At 46.1% G+C, this 25,423-nt stretch carries 29 protein-coding genes; 3 read left to right on the top strand and 26 right to left on the bottom strand.

Annotated elements, in window-relative coordinates; all coding sequences use genetic code 11:
• Positions 1-75: 75 nt before the first annotated feature.
• The 12 genes from FGQ85_RS02725 to FGQ85_RS02670 all read right to left on the bottom strand — a co-directional run bounded on the left by FGQ85_RS02725 (position 76) and on the right by FGQ85_RS02670 (position 11,282).
• Positions 76-1,425 (bottom strand): MATE family efflux transporter, encoded by a 1,350-nt coding sequence (locus FGQ85_RS02725; RefSeq protein WP_087166586.1) that lies wholly within the window; start codon positions 1,423-1,425, stop codon positions 76-78.
• Between the two features lie 133 nt (positions 1,426-1,558).
• Positions 1,559-1,978: an ATP synthase F1 subunit epsilon gene (atpC, locus tag FGQ85_RS02720; protein ID WP_087166585.1), complete on the bottom strand. Its 420-nt coding sequence runs from the start codon at positions 1,976-1,978 to the stop codon at positions 1,559-1,561.
• A gap of 12 nt (positions 1,979-1,990) precedes the next feature.
• Entirely contained in the window at positions 1,991-3,391 is a 1,401-nt protein-coding gene (atpD, locus tag FGQ85_RS02715; protein ID WP_138372591.1) for a F0F1 ATP synthase subunit beta, read from the bottom strand.
• Positions 3,392-3,396: 5 nt separating this feature from the next.
• Positions 3,397-4,281 (bottom strand): ATP synthase F1 subunit gamma, encoded by an 885-nt coding sequence (gene atpG / locus FGQ85_RS02710; protein WP_087166583.1) that lies wholly within the window; start codon positions 4,279-4,281, stop codon positions 3,397-3,399.
• Position 4,282: 1 nt separating this feature from the next.
• The gene (atpA, locus tag FGQ85_RS02705; RefSeq protein WP_087166582.1) at positions 4,283-5,794 is read right to left on the bottom strand and encodes a F0F1 ATP synthase subunit alpha; all 1,512 of its coding nucleotides are present in this window, start codon (positions 5,792-5,794) and stop codon (positions 4,283-4,285) included.
• A gap of 17 nt (positions 5,795-5,811) precedes the next feature.
• Positions 5,812-6,312 (bottom strand): ATP synthase F1 subunit delta, encoded by a 501-nt coding sequence (gene atpH, locus FGQ85_RS02700; RefSeq protein WP_118637147.1) that lies wholly within the window; start codon positions 6,310-6,312, stop codon positions 5,812-5,814.
• A complete protein-coding gene (gene atpF, locus FGQ85_RS02695) occupies positions 6,296-6,796 on the bottom strand; it encodes a F0F1 ATP synthase subunit B (RefSeq protein ID WP_087166580.1) in 501 nt (166 codons plus the stop codon). Before atpF ends, atpH begins: the two co-directional genes overlap by 17 nt.
• A 21-nt stretch (positions 6,797-6,817) precedes the next feature.
• Positions 6,818-7,042 carry an ATP synthase F0 subunit C gene (gene atpE / locus FGQ85_RS02690; RefSeq protein ID WP_087166579.1) on the bottom strand — a complete coding sequence of 75 codons (225 nt, stop codon included), beginning with the start codon at positions 7,040-7,042 and terminating at the stop codon, positions 6,818-6,820.
• A 44-nt stretch (positions 7,043-7,086) separates the two neighbouring features.
• A complete protein-coding gene (locus FGQ85_RS02685) occupies positions 7,087-7,749 on the bottom strand; it encodes a F0F1 ATP synthase subunit A (RefSeq protein WP_087166578.1) in 663 nt (220 codons plus the stop codon).
• 438 nt (positions 7,750-8,187) lie between these two features.
• Positions 8,188-9,546 (bottom strand): glucose-6-phosphate isomerase, encoded by a 1,359-nt coding sequence (locus FGQ85_RS02680; RefSeq protein ID WP_118637149.1) that lies wholly within the window; start codon positions 9,544-9,546, stop codon positions 8,188-8,190.
• A gap of 64 nt (positions 9,547-9,610) precedes the next feature.
• A complete protein-coding gene (locus FGQ85_RS02675) occupies positions 9,611-10,450 on the bottom strand; it encodes a hypothetical protein (protein ID WP_087166576.1) in 840 nt (279 codons plus the stop codon).
• A 133-nt stretch (positions 10,451-10,583) separates the two neighbouring features.
• The gene (locus FGQ85_RS02670; protein ID WP_118637151.1) at positions 10,584-11,282 is read right to left on the bottom strand and encodes a 5'-methylthioadenosine/adenosylhomocysteine nucleosidase; all 699 of its coding nucleotides are present in this window, start codon (positions 11,280-11,282) and stop codon (positions 10,584-10,586) included.
• A gap of 116 nt (positions 11,283-11,398) precedes the next feature.
• Between FGQ85_RS02670 and FGQ85_RS02665 the strand changes: the two genes are divergently transcribed.
• The gene (locus FGQ85_RS02665; protein ID WP_087166574.1) at positions 11,399-11,647 is read left to right on the top strand and encodes a TIGR03905 family TSCPD domain-containing protein; all 249 of its coding nucleotides are present in this window, start codon (positions 11,399-11,401) and stop codon (positions 11,645-11,647) included.
• 386 nt (positions 11,648-12,033) lie between these two features.
• On the opposite strand, the gene FGQ85_RS02660 is transcribed toward FGQ85_RS02665, so the two are convergent.
• On the bottom strand, positions 12,034-12,474 hold the full coding sequence (locus FGQ85_RS02660) for a DUF6147 family protein (protein ID WP_138372590.1): 441 nt from the start codon (positions 12,472-12,474) through the stop codon (positions 12,034-12,036).
• 56 nt (positions 12,475-12,530) lie between these two features.
• Complete coding sequence (locus FGQ85_RS02655) at positions 12,531-13,505, bottom strand: DUF4367 domain-containing protein (RefSeq protein WP_138372589.1); 975 nt, start codon at positions 13,503-13,505, stop codon at positions 12,531-12,533.
• Between the two features lie 97 nt (positions 13,506-13,602).
• Between FGQ85_RS02655 and FGQ85_RS02650 the strand changes: the two genes are divergently transcribed.
• On the top strand, positions 13,603-14,670 hold the full coding sequence (locus tag FGQ85_RS02650; RefSeq protein ID WP_087166572.1) for an undecaprenyldiphospho-muramoylpentapeptide beta-N-acetylglucosaminyltransferase: 1,068 nt from the start codon (positions 13,603-13,605) through the stop codon (positions 14,668-14,670).
• A 60-nt stretch (positions 14,671-14,730) separates the two neighbouring features.
• Here FGQ85_RS02650 and FGQ85_RS02645 read toward each other — a convergent pair whose 3' ends face one another.
• Together FGQ85_RS02645 and FGQ85_RS02640 are read right to left on the bottom strand one after the other, a co-directional pair.
• Positions 14,731-15,267, bottom strand: coding sequence for an RNA polymerase sigma factor (locus tag FGQ85_RS02645; RefSeq protein ID WP_138372588.1), 537 nt, complete (start codon positions 15,265-15,267; stop codon positions 14,731-14,733).
• 39 nt (positions 15,268-15,306) lie between these two features.
• Positions 15,307-15,720, bottom strand: a complete 414-nt coding sequence (locus FGQ85_RS02640; protein ID WP_087166570.1) for an HIT family protein — start codon at positions 15,718-15,720, stop codon at positions 15,307-15,309.
• Between the two features lie 92 nt (positions 15,721-15,812).
• Here FGQ85_RS02640 and FGQ85_RS02635 point away from each other — a divergent pair, with 92 nt between their 5' ends.
• A complete protein-coding gene (locus FGQ85_RS02635; protein WP_087166569.1) occupies positions 15,813-16,565 on the top strand; it encodes a HAMP domain-containing sensor histidine kinase in 753 nt (250 codons plus the stop codon).
• A gap of 127 nt (positions 16,566-16,692) precedes the next feature.
• Here FGQ85_RS02635 and FGQ85_RS18690 read toward each other — a convergent pair whose 3' ends face one another.
• The 10 genes from FGQ85_RS18690 to FGQ85_RS18685 form a co-directional block, all read right to left on the bottom strand.
• Positions 16,693-17,463, bottom strand: a complete 771-nt coding sequence (locus FGQ85_RS18690; protein WP_243272961.1) for a DUF6382 domain-containing protein — start codon at positions 17,461-17,463, stop codon at positions 16,693-16,695.
• Positions 17,464-17,483: 20 nt separating this feature from the next.
• The gene (locus tag FGQ85_RS02630; RefSeq protein WP_087251874.1) at positions 17,484-17,900 is read right to left on the bottom strand and encodes a TadE family protein; all 417 of its coding nucleotides are present in this window, start codon (positions 17,898-17,900) and stop codon (positions 17,484-17,486) included.
• On the bottom strand, positions 17,894-18,322 hold the full coding sequence (locus tag FGQ85_RS02625; protein WP_162610109.1) for an A24 family peptidase: 429 nt from the start codon (positions 18,320-18,322) through the stop codon (positions 17,894-17,896). Before FGQ85_RS02625 ends, FGQ85_RS02630 begins: the two co-directional genes overlap by 7 nt.
• Positions 18,310-19,035, bottom strand: coding sequence for a hypothetical protein (locus FGQ85_RS02620; protein WP_087166565.1), 726 nt, complete (start codon positions 19,033-19,035; stop codon positions 18,310-18,312). Before FGQ85_RS02620 ends, FGQ85_RS02625 begins: the two co-directional genes overlap by 13 nt.
• Positions 19,036-19,293: 258 nt before the next feature.
• Positions 19,294-20,694, bottom strand: a complete 1,401-nt coding sequence (locus tag FGQ85_RS02615; protein WP_138372587.1) for a DUF5702 domain-containing protein — start codon at positions 20,692-20,694, stop codon at positions 19,294-19,296.
• 4 nt (positions 20,695-20,698) lie between these two features.
• Positions 20,699-20,899 carry a Flp1 family type IVb pilin gene (locus FGQ85_RS02610; RefSeq protein ID WP_330616860.1) on the bottom strand — a complete coding sequence of 67 codons (201 nt, stop codon included), beginning with the start codon at positions 20,897-20,899 and terminating at the stop codon, positions 20,699-20,701.
• A gap of 36 nt (positions 20,900-20,935) precedes the next feature.
• Positions 20,936-22,261, bottom strand: a complete 1,326-nt coding sequence (locus tag FGQ85_RS02605) for a type II secretion system F family protein (protein WP_138372586.1) — start codon at positions 22,259-22,261, stop codon at positions 20,936-20,938.
• Positions 22,262-22,265: 4 nt separating this feature from the next.
• Positions 22,266-23,036, bottom strand: a complete 771-nt coding sequence (locus FGQ85_RS02600) for a type II secretion system F family protein (RefSeq protein ID WP_087166562.1) — start codon at positions 23,034-23,036, stop codon at positions 22,266-22,268.
• Positions 22,981-24,123: a CpaF family protein gene (locus FGQ85_RS02595; protein ID WP_242960062.1), complete on the bottom strand. Its 1,143-nt coding sequence runs from the start codon at positions 24,121-24,123 to the stop codon at positions 22,981-22,983. The genes FGQ85_RS02600 and FGQ85_RS02595 overlap by 56 nt, the downstream gene beginning before the upstream one ends.
• The gene (locus FGQ85_RS18685; RefSeq protein WP_242958839.1) at positions 24,026-25,132 is read right to left on the bottom strand and encodes a hypothetical protein; all 1,107 of its coding nucleotides are present in this window, start codon (positions 25,130-25,132) and stop codon (positions 24,026-24,028) included. The genes FGQ85_RS02595 and FGQ85_RS18685 overlap by 98 nt, the downstream gene beginning before the upstream one ends.
• Positions 25,133-25,423 lie beyond the last annotated feature (291 nt).

Here is a 25,423-nt window from a genome sequence, read left to right as displayed (position 1 = left end):
TTTTTACAGAAAAAAAGTGAGTATTACCAAAAATACTCACTTTTCACTCTACTTTATATTACTGTTGTAATTCCATCAGATCACCCTGTGTTCCAGCCATTTTCGGCTTCTCAGACGTACGGTAAAGACGATGGCCCGCACCGTCCAGTCCGTAAACATTCCAATCCATACCGCAATCGGTCCCATTCCAAAGACTCTTGCCAGAACCATGACAAGGGATACCCTGAAAACCCACATGGAAAGAATGGAGACCACCATGGAAAAACGGACGTCTCCCGCCGCCCGGAACCCGTATGCCGGGATAAACGCCAGCGTCCATACCACCGGTTTGACAATCGTAATGCAGGTCACCATAAAAATACACATCGATGCACTGGCAGGCTCCATCCCGCCGAAATAAGTAATCGGATGCACAAGCGCAAATAAAAGCAGGCAGGAGATTACGACAACAACTTCTCCTATCACGGAAAGTTTTTTCACATAATAAACCGCCTCATCCTTGCGTCCGGCTCCCATGCACTCTCCTACCACAGTCATCAGTCCGATCCCGACTCCGATTGCCATAATCCCGTTCAGATTTTCAATCGTGTTGGTCATTCCCTGCGCCGCAATCGCGGCTGTTCCCATCATGGAGACGGTGGACTGGATGGCAAGCTTTCCGAACTGGAACATGCTGTTTTCAATCCCGGAGGGTATGCCGATCTTCAGAATTCTTTTAATCTGTCCCCAGTCCGGCCGGATCGAAAAGTACCGTTTCAGGTGAATCTCCCAGACCGGCTTCCGCAGCTCATAAAGAACGGCAATCATGGCAAACGCTCTTGCAAGCATCGTTGCGCAGGCGGAACCCCCTACTCCCAGGTGAAAGCCCCAGACGAACAGCAGATTTAAAACAACATTTAAAACATTGGCAAGGACAGATATCTGCATCGGAAGCCGGCTGTTTTCCTGCGCCCTCAGAATGGACGCACCGTCATCATAAAGAGCAATAAACGGGAACGCCACCGCCGAAAACAGGAAATAGATTTTGGCGTTATCCATAACCTCTTTTTCGACTTCCCCGAAAATCAGCTGAAGAACCGGTTCATGAAAAATAATGCAGACTACAGCCATAATCAGCGAAAGGAAGAAGGTGACGAACACAAGCTGGCCTGCCGCCTCATTTGCCTTTTCCACGTCTTTGCTCCCAAGATACTGCGAACAGATCACGGTACCTCCGGCCGCAAGGGCAAAAAAGGCTTCCACAATCAGTATGTTGATCGCGTCCACAAGGGATACCGCTGATATGGCCGCGGATCCGATGTTGCTGACAATAAGCGTATCAACAGTTCCCATAAACGAATTCAGCAGCTGATCCAGCGCAAGCGGAATCAAAAGCGCCGCCAGCTGTCTGTTTGTAAATAAATGCTTTTTTCTCTGTTCCTTCATAATAATAAGTAGTCCCCCGCTCTTTTCTTTTACCAGTTTATCACGAGAAAGTATTCCGGGCAAGAAACCCTTTTTCTCCGGCAGACAAAAAAGCATGCCGCAGAATCTCTCCCGGCATGCTTTTTTGTTTTTCTTATATTTTCTTTCTGGATGTAACCCGAAGTCTGGACATGGCCCTTGCAAGCGCCATCTGGTTGGCGTTATATTCTTCCAGGCTTTTCTTCTGGCGGAGCTGCTCTTCTGCCCGTTCTTTCGCCTCTTCGGCACGGCGGATATCGATCTCCTCCGGGCGCTCTACGGTCAGGGCGAATACCTTGACACGGTTGTTGAACACTTCAATAAATCCGGCGCTCACTGCAACAGTTGTCTTATTGCCCTCCGGGTCTACAAATACCATCTCTCCCGGCACAATTGCCGCGATCATGTCCTCATGGTGCGGCAATACCTGCATTTCTCCGTCTTCCACCGGAAAGGTAATGCTCTGACCTCTTCCGACATAAAACTGACGGTTGCTTGCATAGATTTCCAGTCCGAATGTATTATGCTGGCCCATATGCCCACTCCTTTACTCTTCTGAGGATGCTTCCTTTTTTGCCTTCTCGATCACATCATCGATCGTACCTACATTGAAAAACGCGTTTTCCGGATAATCATCCATCTCGCCGTTGACAATCATCTTAAATCCGCGGATTGTCTCTTTTAACGGAACGTATTTACCCGGAATACCGGTAAAGTTTTCCGCTACATGGAATGGCTGAGAAAGGAATCTCTGGATCTTTCTTGCGCGGAAAACGGTCTTTTTATCTTCTTCTGAGAGTTCTTCCATACCGAGGATGGCAATAATGTCCTGAAGTTCTTTGTATTTCTGAAGGATCTCCTGAACTTTTCTTGCCACTTCGTAATGTTCCTCTCCGACTACATCTGCCTCCAGAATACGGGAGCTGGATTCCAGCGGATCTACCGCCGGATAAATTCCCTGCTCTACAATCTTTCTGGAAAGAACAGTCTGGGCATCCAGATGGGCGAATGTCGTCGCCGGAGCCGGGTCTGTCAGGTCGTCCGCCGGCACGTAAACCGCCTGTACGGATGTAACAGAACCGTTCTTTGTGGAAGCGATCCGTTCCTGAAGCGCACCCATCTCGTTTGCAAGTGTCGGCTGATATCCTACGGCTGACGGCATACGGCCAAGCAGCGCGGATACCTCAGAACCGGCCTGCACAAAACGGAAAATATTATCAATAAACAGAAGCACGTTCTGATGCTCTCTGTCACGGAAATACTCTGCCATTGTAAGACCTGTCTCCGCCACACGCATACGGGATCCAGGCGGCTCGTTCATCTGTCCGAACACAAGGGCGGTCTTATTTAAAACACCGGATTCTCTCATTTCTGTCCAGAGATCATTTCCCTCACGGGAACGTTCTCCGACACCGGTAAATATGGAATATCCGCCGTGCTCTGTAGCGATATTCTGAATCAGTTCCTGAATCAACACGGTTTTGCCGACACCGGCTCCTCCGAACAGACCGATCTTTCCTCCCTTTGCATAAGGTGCAAGAAGATCAATGACTTTGATTCCGGTCTCAAGAATCTCGACAACCGGACTCTGTTCTTCAAATGTCGGAGGATTTCTGTGGATTTCCCAGTGTTCCTCATCTTCCAGGGATTCACCTCCGTCAATCGTATCGCCAAGAACGTTGAAGAGACGTCCAAGTGTCTTGTCGCCGACCGGAACCTTGATCCCTGCACCGGTCGCGGTCACTTCCATGTCACGGCAGAGGCCTTCACTTGCGGAAAGCATGATACAGCGGACTGTATCATTTCCGATATGCTGTGATACCTCCATCACACTTTTCTTTCCATTGTTCTCTACGGCAAGTGCATCTTTGATAGCTGGAAGCTCACCATTTTTAAAAATAACATCTACAACAGGTCCCATGACCTGTACAATCTTTCCTTTATTCATCGTTATCACTTCCTTTTTTGTGCCCTCGCACCGCCGATTACCTCTGTGATTTCCTGAGTAATTGCGGCCTGCCTTGCACGGTTATACTGAATGGACAACTCCCGGAGCATCTCCTTTGCATTGTCCGTGGAAGACTGCATCGCAGTCATTCTGGCATTATTCTCACTGGCATAAGATTCAACCAGACAGCCGTATATATTTCCTGTAATGTAGTTCGGTACGACCTGATCCAGAACATCTTTGGTGGACGGCACCATGTGGATAATCTCCTGCTGTACATCGACCGGAAGTTTCGGCATGAATGCCGCCTTTTTCAGCGGGAGAAGCTGTACCCGCTTTGTCTCCATGCTGACTGCATTTTCCATCTCCGTATAAATAATATCGACTTCATCGAGCTCTCTCTCCAGAAACTTTTCCACGACTTCTCTGGCGATCACCCTTGCCCTGTGCATGGTCGGCTTCTGAACCGTGTAATGGAACTGCTCATCCATATCCACATTTTTCTTGCGGAAATACTGCTGTCCCACAATACCGAGCACATACAGCTTGTGATGACCTTCTTCCTGAACCATCTCTTCTGTCATCTTGATGACATTGTGGTTATAAGCGCCGGCAAGACCCTTATCTGCCGTCACGACAATGCAGCCGATCTTTCTCTCGTCAGCCGGTATCTCCGGTCTCGTATCAAAAAACACATGCTCCACATCCGGCATGTGGCGGAGAATTCTGGAAACCGCGTTCTGCAGATTATAAAAGTACGGCTCCGTATCCGCAAGCACCTGCTTTGCACGCTTCATCTTGGAAGAAGAAATCATATACATCGCATTCGTGATCTTCATCGTATCCTGGATACTTTTCATACGTGCCTGTATTTCTTTTGCATTTGCCATACTAACACCTGCTCTTGTCTCTGAATTCTTCTGCTGCTTTTACAATCTTTTCTTCAAGTTCCTCTGTCAGTACCTTCTTTTCGGCAAGCTCGCGGCCGATTTCCGGATAGACATTGTCAATATACTCAAGAAGCTCTTTCTGATAATTCTTCAAATCTTTCAGCGGAATTCCGATCAGCTTCTTATGCGTAGCCGCGCACAGTGTGATTACCTGATCCTGCATGGACAGCGGACTGCAAAGCGGCTGTTTTAAAAGTTCCATCAGACATGCTCCGTATTCAAGCTGTGCCTTTGTAGATTCATCCAGATCAGAAGAGAACTGGGTGAATACCTGCATCTCTCTGTACTGTGCCAGATCAATACGGACACTTCCGGCAGCCTTTTTCATCGCCTTCGTCTGTGCCGCACCACCAACACGGGATACAGAAAGACCGACATTGACAGCCGGACGCATACCGGAGAAGAACAGGTCGCTCTCCAGGAAAATCTGTCCATCCGTGATGGAAATGATATTGGTCGGAATATATGCCGATACATCTCCGGCCTGTGTCTCTACGATTGGAAGCGCTGTGATAGATCCGCCTCCAGCCTCATCGCTCAGACGGCTGGAACGTTCCAGAAGTCTGGAATGTAAATAGAAGACATCACCCGGATATGCCTCACGTCCAGGCGGTCTCTCCAGAAGGAGTGACAGTGCACGGTAAGCTACCGCGTGCTTGGACAGATCATCGTATACGATCAGCACATCCTTCCCTTTATACATAAAATATTCTGCAAGAGCTGTGCCCGCATATGGCGCAATATACTGGAGCGGCGCACAGTCACTGGCTGTCGCTGCAACCACCATTGTATAGTCCATGGCTCCATATTTCTCAAAAGTGGAAACCAGCTTTGCGATCGTAGACGCTTTCTGTCCGATCGCGACATAGATACAGATCACATCTTTTCCCTTCTGGTTCAGAATCGTGTCTGTCGCAATCGATGTTTTTCCGGTCTGACGGTCTCCGATGATCAGCTCACGCTGTCCCCGGCCGATCGGGAACATTGAATCGATTGAAAGGATTCCTGTCTCAAGCGGTACGGTAACCGATTTCCTGTCAACAATTGACGGTGCCGGATATTCGATCGGTCTGTATTCACCGGCCTCAATGTCCCCTTTGCCGTCGATCGGCGCGCCCAGCGCGTTGACAACACGTCCGATATAGCCTTCTCCGGCCGGAACACCTGCATTTTTCCCGGTACGGAATACTTTCGTTCCTTCACCGATCTCACGGTCATCTCCGAAAAGAATACAGCCGATGCTGTTCTGGCGGATATCCTGTACCATCCCTTTCAGTCCGTTTTCAAATGTAACGATCTCACCGTAAGCCGCATGGTCAATCCCGTAAATCGTGGCAATCCCGTCTCCGACACTGACTACCTGTCCGACTTCCTTATCTTTGCTGATTTCATCATAATTCTGAATTTCTTCTTTCAATATGGAGATTATTTCGTCTGAATTGATTGTGCTCAATTACTTCACCTCCGCTTTTAATGTTGTAAAGCACGGGAAAGCGCCCGGAATCTTCCTCTGAAACTCCAGTCGAACTCCCGTCCGCCTGCCTGAAGGATGAATCCTCCGATCAGGCTTTTCTCTTCTTTTAAAGAAAGCGCAACTTCCTTTACATGAAATTTCCGGCGCAGGAATGTTTTCATCTTTTCCTGCTGCTCCACTGTCGGAGCCGTCACATAAAACAAGACGGCCTCAAGGCCCTCGTTTGCTTTTCTTTCAATTTCCCGGTACGCCTCGAACATTTCCAGAAGCAGTCCCGATTTCTGATTTCTGCATACGACCTTGATAAAATTTCTGATCCCTTCCGGGAAAATACGGTCTATGATTTTCTCTTTTACATGAAAAGCAATCGTCGGATTTGTAAGGCTTTCCCCCACCTCAGGGACTTCCTTTAAAATCGTCTCTGCCGTTTTTACAGATTCTGCATCCACATGAAGTTCGTATAATGCCTGTGCATAATTTTTAGCTGTCTGTGTCATCAGAATCACCTGCTTCTTCTAAAAACTGGTCATAAAGTGCCAAATCTCTTTCACTGCTGTTTTTCTCGCCCATAATTTTAGAAGCGGCTGTCAAAGCAATATCGGCTATCTGGGACTTCATCTCCCGCATAGCCTGCTCTCTTTCCACTTCCATTGTCTTTCTCGCCTTATCCACAATCTGGCCCGCTTCTTCATTTGCATTCTTCACGATTGCGTCAGCCTGAAGCGCCGCCTCTGTTTTGGCCCTTTCTACGATCTGCCCGGATTCCTCTTTCGCTGAAGCAAGCGCTTCTTCATACTGCGCTTTCAGCTTTCCGGCAGACTCCTTCTGATCCTGCGCATCCTTTAACTGTCCGCGGATCAGCTCGTCTCTTTGATCCATGATCTTCTGAATCGGCTTAAATAAGAAATGCTGCAGCAGGAAATACAGAACAAGCAGATTTATGATTGTACCGATGATTGTAACCGGACTTAATGTCAGCATCTGCCTCTACCTGCCTTTCTCTTATCCTAATAAGATGATGATTAACAGACCGATTACGAAACCGTAGATCGCTGTTGCCTCGGCAAGCGCACATCCTAAAAGAAGTGTACTTCTGATTTTGCTCTCTGCCTCCGGCTGTCTTGCGATAGACTCAGCTGCCTTTCCTGTTGCAAGGCCGATACCGATACCTGCACCAATACCTGTAAACACTGCTACTGCTGCTCCAATTGCAATTAAAGATGACATCGTTTTGTTTCCTCCTTGTTCTCTCTTCTCAGTTCCCTGTCTGCCTATTCAACTGCTTCGCTGATAAACAGGGATGTTAAAAATACAAATACATATGCCTGAATGAATCCGTCAAAAAAATCAAAATACAGATTAAATGGTACCGGAAGCAAAATCGGACAGATAATCTCGACCAGCTTCATGACCACATAAGATCCTAATACATTTCCGAAAAGCCGCATACAAAGCGAAAGCGGCCGGATACCAATCTCCAGTATATTGATTGGAAGCATAATGGGAATCGGCTCAGCAAAACTTTTCAGCCACCCCTTTGTCCCTTTCTGGTGAATCCCGGAATATTCGATCAGGATGATACTCATAAGCGCCAGCGCAATCGTCACGCCCATATCCTTTGTCGGCGGGACGAACCCGAATACCCCCATGATATTGGCAAGTCCGATATAAAGGACAATCGTAATCATGTAAGGAATATAGCGTGCTCCGTGCTCTCCCAGCAGATTATAAAAGAAATTGCGGAAAAATAAATATCCGGCCTCAAGAGCAAGCTGCTTTTTTCCCGGATTTTCCACTTTTAAGTTCCGCACTAAAATAATAGAAAGTAATACAAGAACCGCCATAACAATCCATGTCACAACGACGGATTCATAGATCGGAAGCCCATCTCCGACCGGTATCGTGAACATAATTTTACAGTTCAGTTCTTCCATTAATTTCTCTGATAAACTACCCGTTTTGCTCCCTCCTTTTCTTTTTCATATCGTGCTTACTTTACTCCTCCATATTTGAAAAGTCAATATCCGATCCAACAATAATCCATAATAAAAAGTTAGTTTTTTGTATATTTTTACTATGGTTTTTGTTAATTTTTACTGCTATTTAGCAGATATCTTTTCTCATATATCTCCAATATGCCGCAAAAAGTCCGATCAAAGCGTAGATCATGCCAGAAAAACCGGTTCCGGTTCCAATTCCCCAGCCGGAATGACGTTGGCACCATATGCATAAGCATAAGGAATGATATATTTTACAAATCGCCAGAGTCCCTGACATGAATATTCCAATGGTACAGCTGTTACGAAAAATCCAATAAGAAAAGCCAGAACGGAAGGCTTTTACTCCATCTCCGTTCTGGCTGTCTTTAATTCTTATAATCTCTTCATCAGTTCTTCGCGTTCTTTTTCGTATCCCGGTTTTCCGAGAAGGGCAAACATATTTTTCTTGTATGCCTCTACGCCCGGCTGATTAAATGGATTTACGCCAAGAATATATCCGCTGACGCCGCAGGCAAATTCAAAGAAGTAGAACAGCTCTCCAAGGTAGAATTCATTCTGCTCCGGAATCTTTACCATCAGGTTCGGTACATTACCGTCTGTGTGAGCAAGTACTGTTCCGTTCATTGCGCTCTTGTTTACAAAGTCAACGGTCTTTCCTGCAAGGTAGTTCAGGCCGTCAAGATCAACCGGTTCTTCTCCGATGATCACTTCTTCTCTGGATTTCTCTACATTCAGTACAGTCTCGTACATGATGCGGCTTCCGTCCTGGATGAACTGTCCCATGGAGTGAAGATCTGTTGTCAGATCCACAGACGCCGGGAAGATACCTTTCTGGTCTTTTCCTTCGCTTTCTCCATAGAGCTGTTTCCACCACTCGGATACATAGTGGAGACTTGGCTCATAGTTTGCAAGTACTTCCACTGCTTTTCCTTTTGCGTGAAGAATATTTCTAACTGCTGCATACTGAAGTGCATCGTTTTCCTCAAACGGAAGCTCCAGCGCTGCCTTTCTTCCGGATGCTGCTCCTTCCATAAGCTTTGTAATGTCAGCTCCGCTTGCTGCGATCGGCAGAAGTCCTACCGCTGTCAGAACAGAGAAACGTCCTCCCACATCATCCGGAACTACAAAGGACTCATATCCTTCTTCTGTAGCAAGATTTTTCAGTGCTCCTCTTGCCTTGTCTGTCGTAGCGTAGATACGCTTTGCTGCTTCCTCTTTTCCGTATTTCTTTTCCAGCATCTCTTTGAAAATGCGGAACGCGATCGCCGGCTCAGTAGTCGTACCGGATTTAGAAATAATATTTACAGAAAAATCTCTGTCTCCGATCACTTCAATCAGATCATGAAGATAGGTGCTGCTGATGCTGTTTCCTACAAAGTAAATCTCAGGCGTCTTACGTGCCTCTTTGGAAATATTATTATAGAAACTATGTCTTAAAAATTCGATCGCAGCTCTTGCTCCCAGATAGGAACCGCCGATTCCGATTACAAGAAGCACATCGGAATCTCCTTTGATCTTCTCAGCCGCTTTCAAAATTCTGTCAAACTCTTCTTTATCATAATCTACCGGAAGGTCGATCCATCCAAGGAAGTCATTTCCTGCTCCTGTGCGCGCAAGCAGCTTGTCCTTCGCCGCCAGTGCAATGTCTTTCATAGACTCCATTTCATGTTCCTTGATAAACAGATCTGCTTTTGAATAGTCAAATGTTACCTTTGCCATCACTTTACCCATCCTTTCTATCATTATATATAGGTATAAATTACTAGGTATATTTTAGCAAAAGGCATTCTATTAATCAAGTTAAAAACTCGGCAAGGATCTGGCGTATCATTTCCTCATCCTGCCGCCGCTTTTCTTTCCGTTCCTCCTCCTCTTTCGCTTTCTCCTGCTCTTCCTTCATCAAAGTAACAAGCTCCGACTCTATTTCCTCGCCTTTGCCTTCCTCCCCGACTTCCGTTTCCTCTGGAGCAAATTCCATCAGATTTTCCTCTAATGGCACTTTCTCTTCCTCTTCTTTTGCAGAAAACACAACAGCATTTTCTTCTGACTTTTCTTCCTCCATCACGCTTTCTTCCTCTTCCGTCCGGAAATTTTCCTCTGTTTCCTCCATCCGGGTTATCTTTTCATATTTACGTGCATATGTATTTTCCAGGAACTCTATCATATAGTTTTTTGCCGCTTCCAGCTGGTAGCTTTCATCTGTGACCATCCTGAGCGCAAACAAAAGCAGCGCTCCCGCAATACCGGCTGCCGCATACTGCCCCACATTTTCCAAAGGTGCATCCTGGGTGTATGCTGCCGCTGCCCCTGCCGCTCCAAATACCAGGCAGCCCCATGCCGCCGCTTTTTCCATCTGCCGCCAGCTGTGCAGTTTTATCCACAGTACTTTGTATTCATACATATATTTATCCACAAACGCCCGGATATTCTGCACCTTATCACTCACCATACATGCATGTTCAAATTTGGCCCGGACAAGCTTCATCAGCGGGTGCAGGCTTTTTCCCATCCTTCCCGCCTCCCGCACCAGTCGCCTGAGTGTCAGACTGACAATGATCTTGCTGAAGATTCCCAGTATACACATCACTCCGACTGCGTAAAATAACACCCCATGTTTCCATACTGCTTCCAACATAAAAAGAGCCTCCTCCGTTTTTTTGTTTATCCCAAGTATAACTGAAAACTACGGAAAAAGGCTCTGTAACCGTTCTACATATTTTTTATGCCGCCCTGCAAAACCGGGCGGTTTTTGACGTTTTTTCGCTCTATTATTTCTTGATTTCCGGCACCAGCGCCTCAATCAGCCTTACACTATGGCGGATTGCCGCCGCTTCAAAGGCCGGATAGTCTACCGATGCACTGTTGTCAGCTTTATCCGAAATTGCCCGAATGATGACGCACGAAATTTTGTTAAGGTAAGCCGTATGCGCGATCGCAGCCCCCTCCATCTCCGTGCATTTTGCGTCAAAAAGACTGATCAGCTGCTCTTTCTTCTCACTTGAAGAAACAAACTGGTCTCCGCTTACAATCCTTCCTGTCCATGTACGGATATCCGGATTTGCCTTTTCATTGACCTCTTTTGCCAGTTTCACCAGCTTTTCATCTGCCGGAAACGAGAAAGTATCCATCTGCGGGATCTGACCCACCGGATCTCCAAATGTGCTTGCATCCATGTCATGCTCTACTGCGTCTGTTGAAATCACAATATCTCCGATATCAATCGCCGCATCCAGAGATCCCGCGATTCCTGTATTGATAATCACATCCACTCCAAACCGGTCCACAAGAATCTGCGCACACACTGCGGCATTGACCTTGCCAATCCCGCTCCTTACTACGACAACTTCTTTCCCCGAAAGTTTTCCTCTGCAAAAAGAAAGAGACGCCGCCGAAACAACCTCTTCTATTTCCATGCTTTTCTTTAATTCTGCAACTTCATCTTCCATTGCTCCGATAATTCCAATCATGCTTTCGACCTCCTTTTCCTCACAGTATAACAAATTTTTGTATGTATACCTAGCATATTTTTTCTTTCTTTGTTATAATTCTTTTTCGGAAGGGAAACAGAAACGGAGGAATCAATATGAAGTACAGGCCAACTGGCGTATGTTCAAAAGAAATTGAATTTGATCTTGACGATCAGCATCGTATTCACAACGTTGTTTTCACCGGCGGCTGCAACGGCAATCTGCAGGGAATCGCAAGCCTTGTTGAAGGCATGGAAGCGGACGAAGCGATCCGCCGCCTCTCGGGCATTAAGTGCGGCTTTAAAAGCACCTCCTGCCCGGATCAGCTTGCTCACGCACTTCAGGCCGGACTAGCTAATAAATAAGGGCAAAAAAAAGATTCCGCTGTTCGGGATACACTCCCGTCATGCGGAATCTTTTCTTTTGCCTACATAGAAACATTACTGTTCATTTTCGAAAAGATCTATGATATAGGAAACGCATGGTTCCCTATATCATAAGCACTAACCGAAGAAAGCCGGTTAAGAAATGACACGGAAGAGCTATTGGGGCTACTGCTCCATTGGTGTTTCCTGCCCTTTCGGGCAGTAGTTTGGGTTTTCTCAATGTAAGGACTAAAAGATAGTAAAGCCGTAGGGCTTCCTTTTTTTAATTTTTTGTATGGAGCAGTAACCTCAATAACTCTCCCGATGACCATTTAATCTTTTCTGCCTGTAAACAAATCATTCCATATTCAATTTTCTTCTTCCTGTTAGATGTAAAGACCGCCCGTTGCTGAGCTGCTCACATCTGAGTTTGCGTAATGTACGCATTTGACACGGTAATAATAACCTTTCGGCACTGTCAGCGTCTTAGATGATGTCACTGCAGCAGCATTCTTTTTTGTAGAAGTCCATGAAGTGTAATGTTCCCAAGAACCATTTACTTTTCTCTCTACATTTACATTAATGCTCACCTCAGAAACAACCTTTTGTGCTGTAGTAGTACCCCCTGCTGCGATTTTTCCAGCACCTACTTTACTAATCTGAGAATATCCACTCTGCAGATACACTCCTCTTGGCTGTACCGTAATGTACCCAATCTGCTCAGCGCTCTCCTCCGCTGCGCTTACCATCTGACCGGATACTCCAAATACAAGTACCGCCGCTGTCATCATTGCCGCTACTTTTGATAACAACTTTTTTCTTTTCATATTTTTGCTCCTCTATATATATAGACGCACGAACTTCCAAAATCTTTCGCTTTTTTTCAAAAAAAGTGGAGATTTTCCAAAATTTTTTCAAATTCTTCTTTTTCGATGATTCCTGTTAAAATATATTCCGCATCTTCATGCCGAAAGTGTGCAGAAAATTCTAGTTGCTCTAAGTCTTTAATTTTATACTCTGTGACTTCAATTTGAGTGCCTTTTACCTCTTTAATATATTCACTTACTATTTCATCTTCTACATCATACCCAGAAGATGAATCTCTATACACCGGAATAATGGTATAAGTAATCTGTTGATCATTTAATTCATAGTAAATATTTGCAATTAATAAAGTTTGATCAACCATCGAATCAACCATTTTCATTTTCTTAGGCTTATAATCCAACCTTACAGCATCAAATCCAAATTCATTTTTGATTTGTTGAAATACTTTCTCTTCTGCAATTTCTTCCTGTTGTGTAACATCCGTGTTTTCGCTTTCAGAATTTATATTTGTTGTTTTCCTTCCACCTAATATTCTGTCTACCGTCTCAGCCACAAATCCCCCATCACCAAAACTCGTCATCCCTACCCCAAGCACTGCGATAAGCGCCACGGCCAGGGCAACGATCGTCTTTTTCCTTCGTTTTCTCACGCGTACTTTTGGGGTCTGGCTTCCCTGTGCGGTTTGGATTTCGGGCTGACTTTCAGGCTGCCTTTCTTCTGCGCCTGCCGCCAGTTCCAGTGACTCCGGGGCGAGTTCTTCGGAGAATTCTTCCCGTGCCTTCTCTTCCCGGCGGAGCTGCAGTTCTTTTCCGAGGCGCAGGGCTTCCTTATCTGCTTCTGACAGATTTTCATATGCTTCTCTCTGCCGCCGGATTTCTTCTGCCTGTTTCCATATTTTATTTTTCAGTTCCGGATCCGGCCCTGATTCTGTCAGAGGTGGATCCTGCTCTACTTCTTCTTTTATCCGTGCTGACTCTTTCTCCAGCTCTTCCTGCAGGAACTCTTTCATGAGTTCATCTTCTTTTTTCATTTCGTCCCCCTTTTTTGCGTTTTCTTTCCTCCGACTTGACCTTTATTTCAATTCTGTTTAATATAAATAATCATAAAAGCATTTTCGGAGGCATGCCATGAAACGTATTATTTTAACCGGCGGCGGTACTGCCGGGCATGTTACACCAAACATCGCCCTTCTTCCCCGCCTGAAAGAACTTCAATATGACATTCACTATATCGGGTCTTATAATGGAATTGAAAAAGATCTGATCGAACCTTTTCATATTCCATACCACGGGATTTCTTCCGGCAAGCTGCGCCGTTATTTCAGCATGAAAAATTTTACGGATCCGTTCCGTGTATTAAAAGGATTTTATGAGGCAAATAAGTTAATCAAGACATTGAAGCCGGATGTGATCTTTTCCAAGGGCGGTTTTGTCAGCGTACCGGTTGTCATGGCCGGCAAGCGGAATCATGTCCCGACTATCATTCATGAGTCAGACATCACACCTGGTCTCGCCAACAAGCTTTCCATGCCGTCGGCGACAAAGATCTGCTGCAATTTCCCGGAGACATTAAAGAATCTTCCGGCAGACAAAGCGGTGCTCACAGGCTCACCGATCCGGCAGGAACTGCTTACAGGCGATAAGGAGGCAGCAAGGAAATTCTGCCATTTCACTTCCCAAAAGCCTGTTATTCTCGTGATCGGCGGAAGCCTCGGCGCTGCTGCAGTTAATCAGGCTGTACGGAACATTCTTCCAAAACTTCTGGAAAGCTTTCAGGTGATCCATCTCTGTGGAAAAGGAAAGCTGGATGAGTCTTTGACCCGGGTGGAAGGTTATGCACAGTTTGAATACATTCAAAAAGAACTGAAAGATCTTTTTGCGCTGGCCGACATTGTCATTTCCCGTGCCGGTGCCAATGCAATCTGTGAGCTTCTGGCTCTGCGTAAACCAAATATCCTGATCCCGCTTCCTGCAAACGCCAGCCGCGGAGATCAGATCCTCAATGCCCGTTCCTTTGAGCGTCAGGGATTCAGCATTGTCCTGGAAGAAGAATCACTTACAGACGAAATTCTTCTGGATACTGTCCACCGCCTGTATCAGGATCGTGATACATATACAAAGGCAATGAGCGATTCCGGCATGCAGAATTCGATCGAGACAATTATTGATCTCATTGTCCGGGCTTCGCAAAAATAATGTTCCATAAAAACTCTGAAATCAAAAAATAGGTGTCGAATCGGCACCTGTTTTTTTATATTATTTCATTTCTCTGTAATCTGCCTCATATTTTGTTTTCATCCACTTCTTTGCTCTGAACAGCATTGACTGGAATGCCTCCAGACGGATACCCATCTCTTCTGCGATTTCTTTCTGTGGAATTTCCAGCACAAACGCGCGGACAACTGCATCATACCATCTTGGATTGTGCTGATACAGCTCTTCCAGCATCGTACTCGTCAATTCTGTTTCTTTTCTGCGGCGTTCCCGCATGAAAATCAGCTCATCCGGACCTGGTACTTCCTCGCCCATCTGTGCCGTCAATCCCTCATCATCCAACAGCATCTCCAGTTTCCGCCTTCTCATCTGGCTGCAGGCCAGACGATAAGCGGTTGTGCGAAGCCATGACTCAATCGCGTTCTTGTTTCTGATCTTTTCATAACTGGTCAGTAAATTTACAAAAGTGAGTTGGGTAATCTCATCGGCATCCGTCTCATTTTCCGAGTAATACTTTGCTGTTCTCCAGACAATATTTACATATTTATCATAGATATCATTAAATAGTATTTCATCCATATGAGCTTCTTACGCCTTACCCTCTTGTTATTCCCTGTTTTACTCTTCGCTGATTCTGGAAAGTATCTCATTCTTCTGTTCCTCATCAAGTTGTCCCATTTTCCAGCCAAGACCTACTTTATCTCCTTTGTATCTTGGAATCAGGTGCATGTGGAAATGGAATACGGTCTGTCCTGCCGCCTCTTTATTGTTCTGTACGATATTATAGCCATCGCATCCAAGAATCGGCGTAAGCTTTTTCACCATCTTTTTAGCAAGCACAAGTGCTTTTGCAGCAATCTCATCATCCAGCTCATAAAGGTCTGCATAGTGCTGTTTCGGAAGAATCAGGGCATGTCCTTTCGATGCCGGACTTGCATCTAAAATCACGCGGAAATCTTCATCTTCATAAAGCGTCGCAGTCGGAATATCTCCGTTTGCAAGTTTACAGAAAATACAATTATCGTCTCTCATATCTCATACTCCTTTACATTGATATTTGAATATTGCCTCCACCAGTGCTAAACTAGAAAGCATCGAACTGTTTAGAAAGGTGGGAAATTCCTATGTCTTTTACATCCGATGAGATGCAGCGTCTTCAATCCTATGTAAATCAGGATGCTGAAGCGTCTGCTCTGTTTCAGAAACTGCTCCATTCTCAGGATATGGAACGTCACAAAATCTGCCACGAAATCCGCAATCCCCTGACTCTTCTTTCCGGCACGCTGCAGCTGATCGAATCCCGGCATCCCGAGGTCCGCTCCTTCGAGTACTGGGACTCCCTTTGCCAGGATCTGGAATACATGATGCATCTTCTGGAAGAGTTTTCACTGTTTAACAACAGCAGCTCTCTTCATCCGGAAACTTTTTCATTCCGGAGCTTTATGGAAAAACTGGTCCTCTCCTTCGCCGCGTCCTGCGCCAATACGGAGATTGAATTTACTTCCCTGCTGGAAGATCTTCCTGTCATCACCGGAGATCCTGTCAAACTCCGTCAGGCACTTTTAAATCTTTTAAAAAACGCCGTGGAATCAATCCACGGTTCCGGGTCCGTCAATCTGAAAGCCTGGTTCCATGACAGCCGGATCCATATCCGGATTCAGGATACCGGCTGCGGCATATCCGAAGAACAGCTAAAGGAAATCTTTACACCGTTTTTCACTTCCAAATCTTCCGGAACCGGTCTGGGGCTTCCTGTCGTTCAGAATATCATTCTCGCACATCACGGAACAGTATCCGTGGATTCCCGCCCCGGATTTGGAACGACTTTTGAGATCACTCTTCCGGTACATCCCGGGCTTTCCGGAGATCCAAAGTGATTGTGCCGATACGGGACATGGCATTGATCCATGTCCCGTATACCGACTCTCTTATTCCCGTAACACATACCTGTTGTCGGCAGTTTTTTGTTATATACATTAAGTCTAGCGCAACCTGCCGGCTCTTTCAATACTTTTTTCTGCAGTCAACATTCCGTTGCTCTCTCAATATATCATCCTGAGGTGCTTCCATGCCACGTCCGAATAGACGTTTCACAAACCCCCAGCCTCCTATTTTCTCCTTTATTACATCCCCGACCGGTTTCTCCTCCAGTCCCCAGTCATCATATTGCTCCTCTTCTTCATCATCTTCATATTCATCTCCATATTCATAAAGATCTTCTTCATAATCTTCCTCTTCCGCTTCTTGATCCTCGTATTCTTCCTCCTGATTATTTAAAATTTCCTCAATCACCTGGCAGATCTGATAATTTTCCGCGAGCGTCATTTTATGGAGGGCATAGGAAATATAAATCCCGGAACGATCCTGATAATCGGTCTCTCTGACAAAAAATTCTGTCAGTTCATGAAAGCTTTCCGCGATTCCCTGTTCATTGGCCGGATAATAGCAAAAATAATACCGGCCTTTCTCACAGAAAATACTTCTCGGGTCCAGCAGCAACTGATTCGGGCTTAACAGATAGTCTCTCATTTCTTCCATAACCGCCAGCAGATCTTCGATAATCGCTATAATCATTTCGTAGGTAACCGGTCCTTTCTGCGTCAGAAATTCCAGTGAATGTTTTCCCTGGATTTCATACTCATACCGGCTTCTTCCGTTTACTCCACGCCCTTTCACCTGCAGAAGTCCGCAGATTTCATTATTTGCCAGCATTTTCAGCTGATAGTCCGATTGATAAAACCTGTCTGATTCGACAATAAAATAGGATGTATTCAGATCTCTCCGGTATCCGATTTTCAGGTTCCTGTTTCTGCTGCCTTTTTTAGTTTCCTCATATCCCGGATCTTTCTCTCCGGCTCGACAAGTGCTGCTTTTGCTTCGACTGTAATCTTCATTCTTTTCCTCGATGCTTGAGCTGAAATCCACACATACTCCTTCTGACATTCTACTTCTACCTCTGCTTTCCGAAAAAGAATCATCTTTCCGGAAATTCTTTCTTTCCATAATTGTTGTATTTCTTCTTTCTGAAAAGGCGGTTCTTTTTTCTGCTTTCTTCCCGCAATCACCGCGGTCTCATAAGCGGTTCCTGTTAGAATATTTTTATCATGGTAGTAGAAAACCGCCATGATGACCCCATAAGTCAAAAGCAGGACCGCCGAGACAAGAACTGCTGCTTCCACAGTAAAACTACCACTCCATTTTTCTTCTACCATCCGATCACTCCCAAATATCCGGCTGTCAAAAAGGGGAGAAACGGGAATGTATCTTTATATCCGCCATTTTGCAGTACTACTTTTCCCAGACTCCAAATCCCTGCCGCAAAAAAGGCAATGCTCAAAGCGGCTGCCAGTTTCCAGATTCCCATATACACACCCAGTACAAAAATCATCCAGCTGTCTGCAAACCCGAGCGCTTCATCTGTACATTTGCTGACGATCAGAAATGCACTGCCGGCCAGGGCACCCCAGACATAAATCCAGGTTCCGCTTCCGATTCCTATAAGCCGTGTCAGCGCTGCCAGCGCGCTTCCGCAAAGCAGAAGCCATCTCGGAACCGCACGGATGCGGATATCATATGCCGAACAAACTGCCTGAAAAATTAAAAACAAGGCATTGCAGATTTTTATTTCCCACACTTTGAGCACGCTCCTTTCCCTGCTGTCTCCGAAACCGGAACCGCGTAAATCTTTCGCTTCAGACCGCTGCAGGACATGGACGTGTGATATTTACTGCCGTAGTCCGTGACATATACTCCCATTCCTGCCACATTTTGTCCGCATCTTTCACAAGGATAATACTTCCCGCCCGACGCATTTCGCAATTCCTCCAGTCCGGAGGACGGAACCATATGGATCGACAGATCCAGATAGGAGCAGTGGTAGTCCTGATGATACACTACCCCGTTTTCTGTCACATACACAATCTTCTGCTCCGCCTGGACAGGGATAGACGATTCATAGCCACACCACCCTTTTATCCGGATGCTCTCTTCTTTTTCTACATTGAAGATTCCAAATACCGGAACAGGGATCTCCACCGTATACGATGTGTTCAGATACAAAATCTGATTCATAAGATCCACGTAGGAACTGCTGCAGTCAATCCCGGAAGCACCTCCTTTTACCATGCTACGCTCCAGCCGTTCTGTGCTGACTTCCTCCCGGATATCCTCCTCCAGTTCTTCTGTACTGACAAATGGATTCAGATAAGCCTGTTCCGCATATTTTCTGCCCGCATACTGCATCCCCGCCCGGATATTTGTCTGTACTGCCATCACCTCAAACAAGTATAAAAAGGCCAGTACCGCAAACAGGAAAAGAGGAACCACAAAGGCTGCTTCCACAGTCATACTTCCTCCAGAAAAGGAGGTAAAGACAGGTGCCTTTAAGGTACACTTCTTATTTCGTGGGGAAAGCTGCTTCCATCTATGAAGCGAATCAGAATCTGTCTCCTTTCTATATATTTTAGGGTCTGAAAATTCGTTGACCATGGTTTGTATGTAGTTTAAATCACCTGAGTTGTCACAAAAAGGCACCTCGCTTTACCTCCTTTCTGTATATCAGACTGATCTGTCAGATATGAAATAAGAACTGTTTTCACAGATTTGTTATTGATATGCATAATATGTCGAAAATTGGTACGTAATTCCTCTTCTGAGTCTGCATGTACTTTGAATCCTGAGTTTTGTAATACAGGCATCGGCCTGAAAAAACGGACAGTCCAGCCGCATCTTCATATTCCATTCAATCAGATCCAGCATCCGGAGCCGCAGCGTTTCTTTGGATTCCAGAAGAAACAGCATCTTCATGTAGTCATCGTACCCGAATCCGCTTTCTCCGGCTTCACTAGCTCCGGAGTCTTCTTTTGTCCCAAGCTTTAGCAGGCCTGAGAGACTCAGCTTCCATGTCTCTTTACTCTTGGCCGCCGGCACCTTTCCCCCGGCAGTCAGTGTCCGAAGATCCATCACGCTCTCCCCGTATGCCCAGGCCATCAGGATGATCTGGCAGACTACATCCGTCAGTTCCGGATTTCCCATCAGGGTACTTACTACACCGGCCAGCACTTTTGCTTCCGTCTTCTTCGTCTCGTCTGTCTGAAGATAGAAATAATTCGGTGCCATTCGGAGATTTCGGATTTTATCCAGTACTTCCTGCAGATTTTCCATGTCATCTGTATTTCCGCCGATCAGGTATTCCTGTTCGTATTCCAGCGGACGATTTTCTCCCGGACTGATATAGCTTCCAAAATGCTCTGGAATATAGGCAATAAAATACAACTTTTCGTTTCCCGTTTCTTCTGTGGCAGGTACATCTCCCTTGCCTTCCCGTCTCTCCCGACCGGAAATTCCCGGAGTTCCTTCCACACTTTTCTGTGAAATGGTCCGGTCTTTCGGCAGAACAATCTCCGTCAGTACCTTCCTTTTCAGCTTCTGCAAAATCCCCAGCGGATTTTCCGTCTCCTCCCCGCTTCCTTCGGAAGAGCCTTCCGATGTCCCGTGAGATGCCAGAATCTCATCCATCTTCTTTTCTGTCTCCTCTTCCTGCTGCTGATACTTTTCGGCCTCTTCTTCCTGTTTTTTCGCCTCATCTTCTTTCCCGATCAGATCCTTGATAATATCGATTCCGAACCTGTTCTCCATATATCTGCAGACCTGATCCGCGAACTCCCGGCCTTCTCCGTCACTCAAAAAGCGGACGGCTTCCACCTGACTCTCTCCTGCAACCGCTCCATATACGGTTATACGGTTCAATACTCTTTCTTCCGAATAATTTCCTGTCTCGTACGTACCGTCCAGTCCGAAAAGATCATACTCTTCCAGAAGTTCCTTCTGATACTCCGCAAACAATGATTCCACCGCCCGCTCCGTGTCTGCCCGCCTGATATTCTTTGATGTCTGAATGGACGCACTCTCTAAAATCCCGGCTGTAAACGTCAGCAGAATCAGGATCAAAAGGCTCATCATCACTGTCAGCTGTGCATCTTCTTTCTTTTTTCCGGCCGGAATCATGTTTCTAAATCTTTCCGCTTTCACTTGTAATTTTATTGAAAATCGTCTGAACGAGCTCTGTCAGCTGGGTCTTGAAGATAATGACAAGTCCGATCAGTACAACGAGAATCAATATGATTTCCACCACTCCAATTCCACTTTCATCTTTCAGACATTCTTCTATCCTGTTCCAAATTCGTCTTGCATTCATCTGTAACCACAACATTTTGCAACCTCCTTTGTTTCCTGTCTTTGGATTCCTTCAAATTCCCATGCTCCAGAAGGCCGGTACAATAACAATGACCAGTACCACTGCCAGCATCATGATCATCGGCACGAGAAGTTTCGTTCCTGTCTCCTCGCCCTTTCTCTTTGCCCGCGCTTTCCGGTCCTCAAAGGCATGAACTGCTTCCAGACTGAGCAGTTCTGTAATGCCTCTCGTTCCTTTTCTCAGATTCTGGGAAAGAAGAAGTCCAAGTCGCATATATTCCTGTATCTGACACCGTTTTCCGAAATTCTCATATCCTTCTCCTTCCGGTACACCTCCCTGCATTTCAAAACATGTCCGCATCATCTCCTCATAAGCCGGCCGTTTTCCCCCGGTCTCCCGTCTTTCCTGATAGTTTTCCACAATCTTGTACCATGCTCCTTTCACAGTCATCCCTGCACCAATCAGCAGGGAAAACTGTTCCAGAATCTCCGGATAATCTCTGAGAAGCTGCTCTTTTCTGGCTCTTGCCGCATCATTTACCTTCTGCCTTCTCCATGCAGCGGCCGCCACAAAGACCAGCACTCCCATTCCCATCACCTGATACCCGTTGACGGTTGACCGGTATCCCCAGGAAACCTTTCTTCCCGCAATTTCATCCGGAAGATACAGCGCTTCGTCCTCCCTGCTGATTTCGTTCTCTGAATCCACCAACTGCTCCAGAGCTTCTATGATCTCATCCGGATTCCGAAGCTTCGGCGGATACAGCGTCACTGTTATATCCCTCGTCCGCTCTACTGCTTCATCCGCTCCCTGATCAAAGCTTAAAACAGCTGTCAGCTGAACCCCGATTCCTTCTTTCGGGATTTCCTCCTTAAGACTTCCGTCTATACTTATGTACTGATAATCGTCCAGCGTCCATTGAACGGATACCGGATAATCCGGAAGAGAAGTCAACAGATTCAAATCTGACGTAACATGCTCCAGATCCTGATTCTCTCCCAGAATTCTCTTTTCCAGCTTCTCTGCCTCGTCCGTAAGGATTTTTTCTGCCTCCTCTTTCGTATATCCCTGCTCATCCACCCGGATCTGAATCGGGATATCTTCATCCACTCCCTCGACCGTCGCAAACACCGTTTCATTCCGGCTTCCGCCGCCTTTCTGATTTCTTCCAATCTTCCCGTCTTTCACCGGCCTGTCCTGTCCCGTCCATATAAAAACGGCCACGCTGATTGTGTTGACAAGAAAGAAAAACCAGATTCCCTTTCTGATCCGCTTTCTTTTTTCCCTGTTTCTTATCTTCCCTTTTCCTGTTTTCCAAAGCAGGACCAGCAAAATTAAATATGCTGCTCCGGTCACTGCTATTGCTTTTATGTCCATCCTCTCACACCTCAATCTGTATCATACGAAACCCGGTTCCAAACGCTGCCAGATATAAAACGAGACATCCTGTCATGACCGCCCTGCCCGGGACTCCCTGATAAAGAACTTCCATAAATTCCGGAAAGCTGAGCATCATATAGGCGATCATTCCAAATGGAATTACTGCCATGACAAGAAACTCCATCTTTTTGGCGGAGATTACAGTTTCGATTTCCTGATTCAGCTCCTCCTTCTCCTGAATCTGAGAAATTGTCTGCCGGATCACTCTTGCCATATTTCCCCCGCTCTTTTTTACAGTCGCAGTGACCGTAACAAAATTTCTGACATCCTCCTGATCTATCCGTTCGGAAAACTCCTCCAGGATCCGCTCTACTCCAATATTCATCTTCATCTGCCGGATCATATAATTCCATTCCTTTAAGATCCGGTCCTGCTCCCGGTACATGATCCGCATTTCCTTTCCCGCTTCCAGCAGAGAATTTTCCAGAGAATATCCCACATTTAAGGCGGCGGACACCGACTGAAGCGCATCCAGAAACTGTCTTGTAAATTCTCTTTCTTTTCTTCTTAATTTTTCCTTTTCCCAGACATACAGAAATGTTCCTCCCACCGGGAGCAGAAGTACCAGTGCCGCCACTGTGGACCGGTAGAATAAAAGCGCTGTCAGCCCGGCCGCTCCCACGGCTCCAAGGCATCCTGTCAGATATTCTCCCTTTCTAATATCCTGCCGCCAGCAGTTTTTCTTTTTTCTGTAATTCCTCTTTTTTAACAAGACTTCCCCTCACTTTCCCGTGGCTGCTTCCTTTCTCCTGAAACTCATACAGTGTATGCATCTGTATTCTGCCTTCCTCATATCCAGTAATTTCAAGAATCTCAAGGACCTTCCGGGTCTTGTCCCGCATCCTTCCAAGATGGATGATAATATCAATCCCGGATGCTATCTGTCTTTGTACCGCTTCGATCGGAATCTCCATCCCCATGAGCACCATGGTTTCCAGCCTTCCTATCATATCCTTCGGACTGTTTCCATGACCGGTACTTAAGGAACCGTCATGCCCCGTATTCATAGCCTGCAGCATATCGATCGTCTCTGCGCTTCGTACCTCACCTACAATCACGCGGTCCGGACGCATCCGAAGTGCCGTCCGGATCAACTCACGGATATCAATTTCTCCTTCTCCTTCCATGTTGGCATTCCGGGCTTCCAGCCTTACGAGATTGGGCAGAGACTGTAATTTCAGTTCCGCGTTGTCCTCGATAGTAATAATCCTCTCGTCCTCCGGTATAAACTGGGAAAGGGCATTGAGAAATGTCGTCTTTCCGGAACCGGTGCCGCCGCTGATAAACATGTTGTACTTTGCCTTTACAAGCTTTTCCAGAAATTCCGCAGCTTCTTTGGAGATACTTCCCCAGGCAATCAGCCGTTTCATCGTAATTCCTTCTTTCGGGAACTTCCGGATTGTGATAATCGGACCGTTGAGCGCCACCGGTGGAAGCACCAGGTTGACCCTGGAGCCGTCCGGAAGCCTTGCGTCCACGATCGGTTCCGCCTCATTGACTGTCCGGTTGCAGCCGGAGGCAATCTGCTGCGCGATATCTTCCAGCTTTTTCCGGGATACAAATCTTTTTTCATACTGATAAATCTCTCCTCCCTTTTCCACAAAAATATTTTCCAGTCCATTAATCATGATCTCAGTGATCGACTCGTCCTCCAGAAGTTCCTGGAGAATATCCAGCTTTCTGAATGCATTAAACAGATCTCTACCAAATTCCATCTTCATCCGGAGCGGAATGTACTTGTCTTTGGTATACTCTTCCAGCACCTGATAAATCAATTCGACCAGTTCGCCATCTTCGATTTCTCTCGACAGATCCAGCTTCGCCATGACCTGCTCCTGCAGCTTTTCCATATGCAGTGTTCTTATCATACTGTAATGCCTTCTTTACACATATTTCCGGCTCCCCCTTCATCTCTGTCATCCGCGCCTTCTGCCGCAGCTTCCTGCATCCCATCAGTTCCAGTGTGTCAAAAAACTGCTCCAGTTTCCGCTCTTCGTCCTCGTCTTCGATATAGGGAAGGTACCACTCATCACACATCTTCAGAATTTCAAACAGGCCCTGGACACTTTCACTGAGATCGAGGATCATATTTTGATACGGACCTTTCTTCAGGATCTGAAGAATCAGAGAATTCCAGTCCTCCCATGCCACCTCTTTCAAATCCCGGCTCACCGGTATCGGATCCAGAACAGCAAGTCCTTCCTGATCCTGCACCATAGATGTCAGACGCAGCCCCAGATGATTCTGCTCCTGGCGGGAATAATAGAGAAGATCCGCCAGAGATGCGCTCTTTTCTTCCCTGTGCATTCCCCATCCGGGATATTCCTGCATATTAATATAAAGTGTCTCTTCATCTCTGGACAGCTCATATCCGAGCGCCCTCGCAAAACGTGTTTTCCCGATTCTGTGAATAGGAGAATAAACGACAATCAGACGCTGATTATCTCTGCGCGGCACCTGAAACAGGCCTGCACGGTCGTGATCCAGGCATACTTCCATGATCCTGGCAAAAATCTTATGGACGGACTGGTATTTATAGACCGGGACCTCCTCTTCCCCCACCTCTGCTCCTTCCTGACTTGTCAGCACAAATCTTCTGGCAGCTCTGCTTGTCTGCCTCTTCTCGTAGGGAATCTCATCCCCGATCAGCAGAAGTTCTGCTTCCTGAAACTCCTCCAGTCTTTCTTCCTGCTCAAAAGAGGTGCAGACCTGTACCTGAAGATCCAGCTCTTCCCTGTCGGCAATCATATCTGCAAGCCGCAGTACATACAACTCCTCTTCTCCGCATATAATCATTTGTCTGTTCATGAATCATTACAGCCGATTCGGCTCTGATATAGATAAGCGCTTTCCCGACGCTTTTCAAATAAGACTCCGGGTGATCCGGATAAAACAAAAGAATTTTGTTTTGTGATATGCATTATAGACCGGTTTAAGAGTTTTGTCCACCGGTTTTTTTCATTTCCCTGATCTTTGTGAAACTCTCACAAAATTTCCCAGCATACAATGCCATAAAGGAGCGCGGGAGTTTGACAGTTGAATAATAGAAAAATACCTTGCAGGCCGCATAAAACCTGCTTTTTTTGTGTCAAATTTTTA

The organism is Pseudoflavonifractor sp. BSD2780061688st1 E11, assembly GCF_005844125.1.
Classification (GTDB): Bacteria; Bacillota; Clostridia; order Lachnospirales; family Lachnospiraceae; genus Sellimonas; species Sellimonas catena.
Note: the sequence above shows the minus strand (reverse complement) of the source record. Positions and strands in the feature narration are given on the sequence as shown.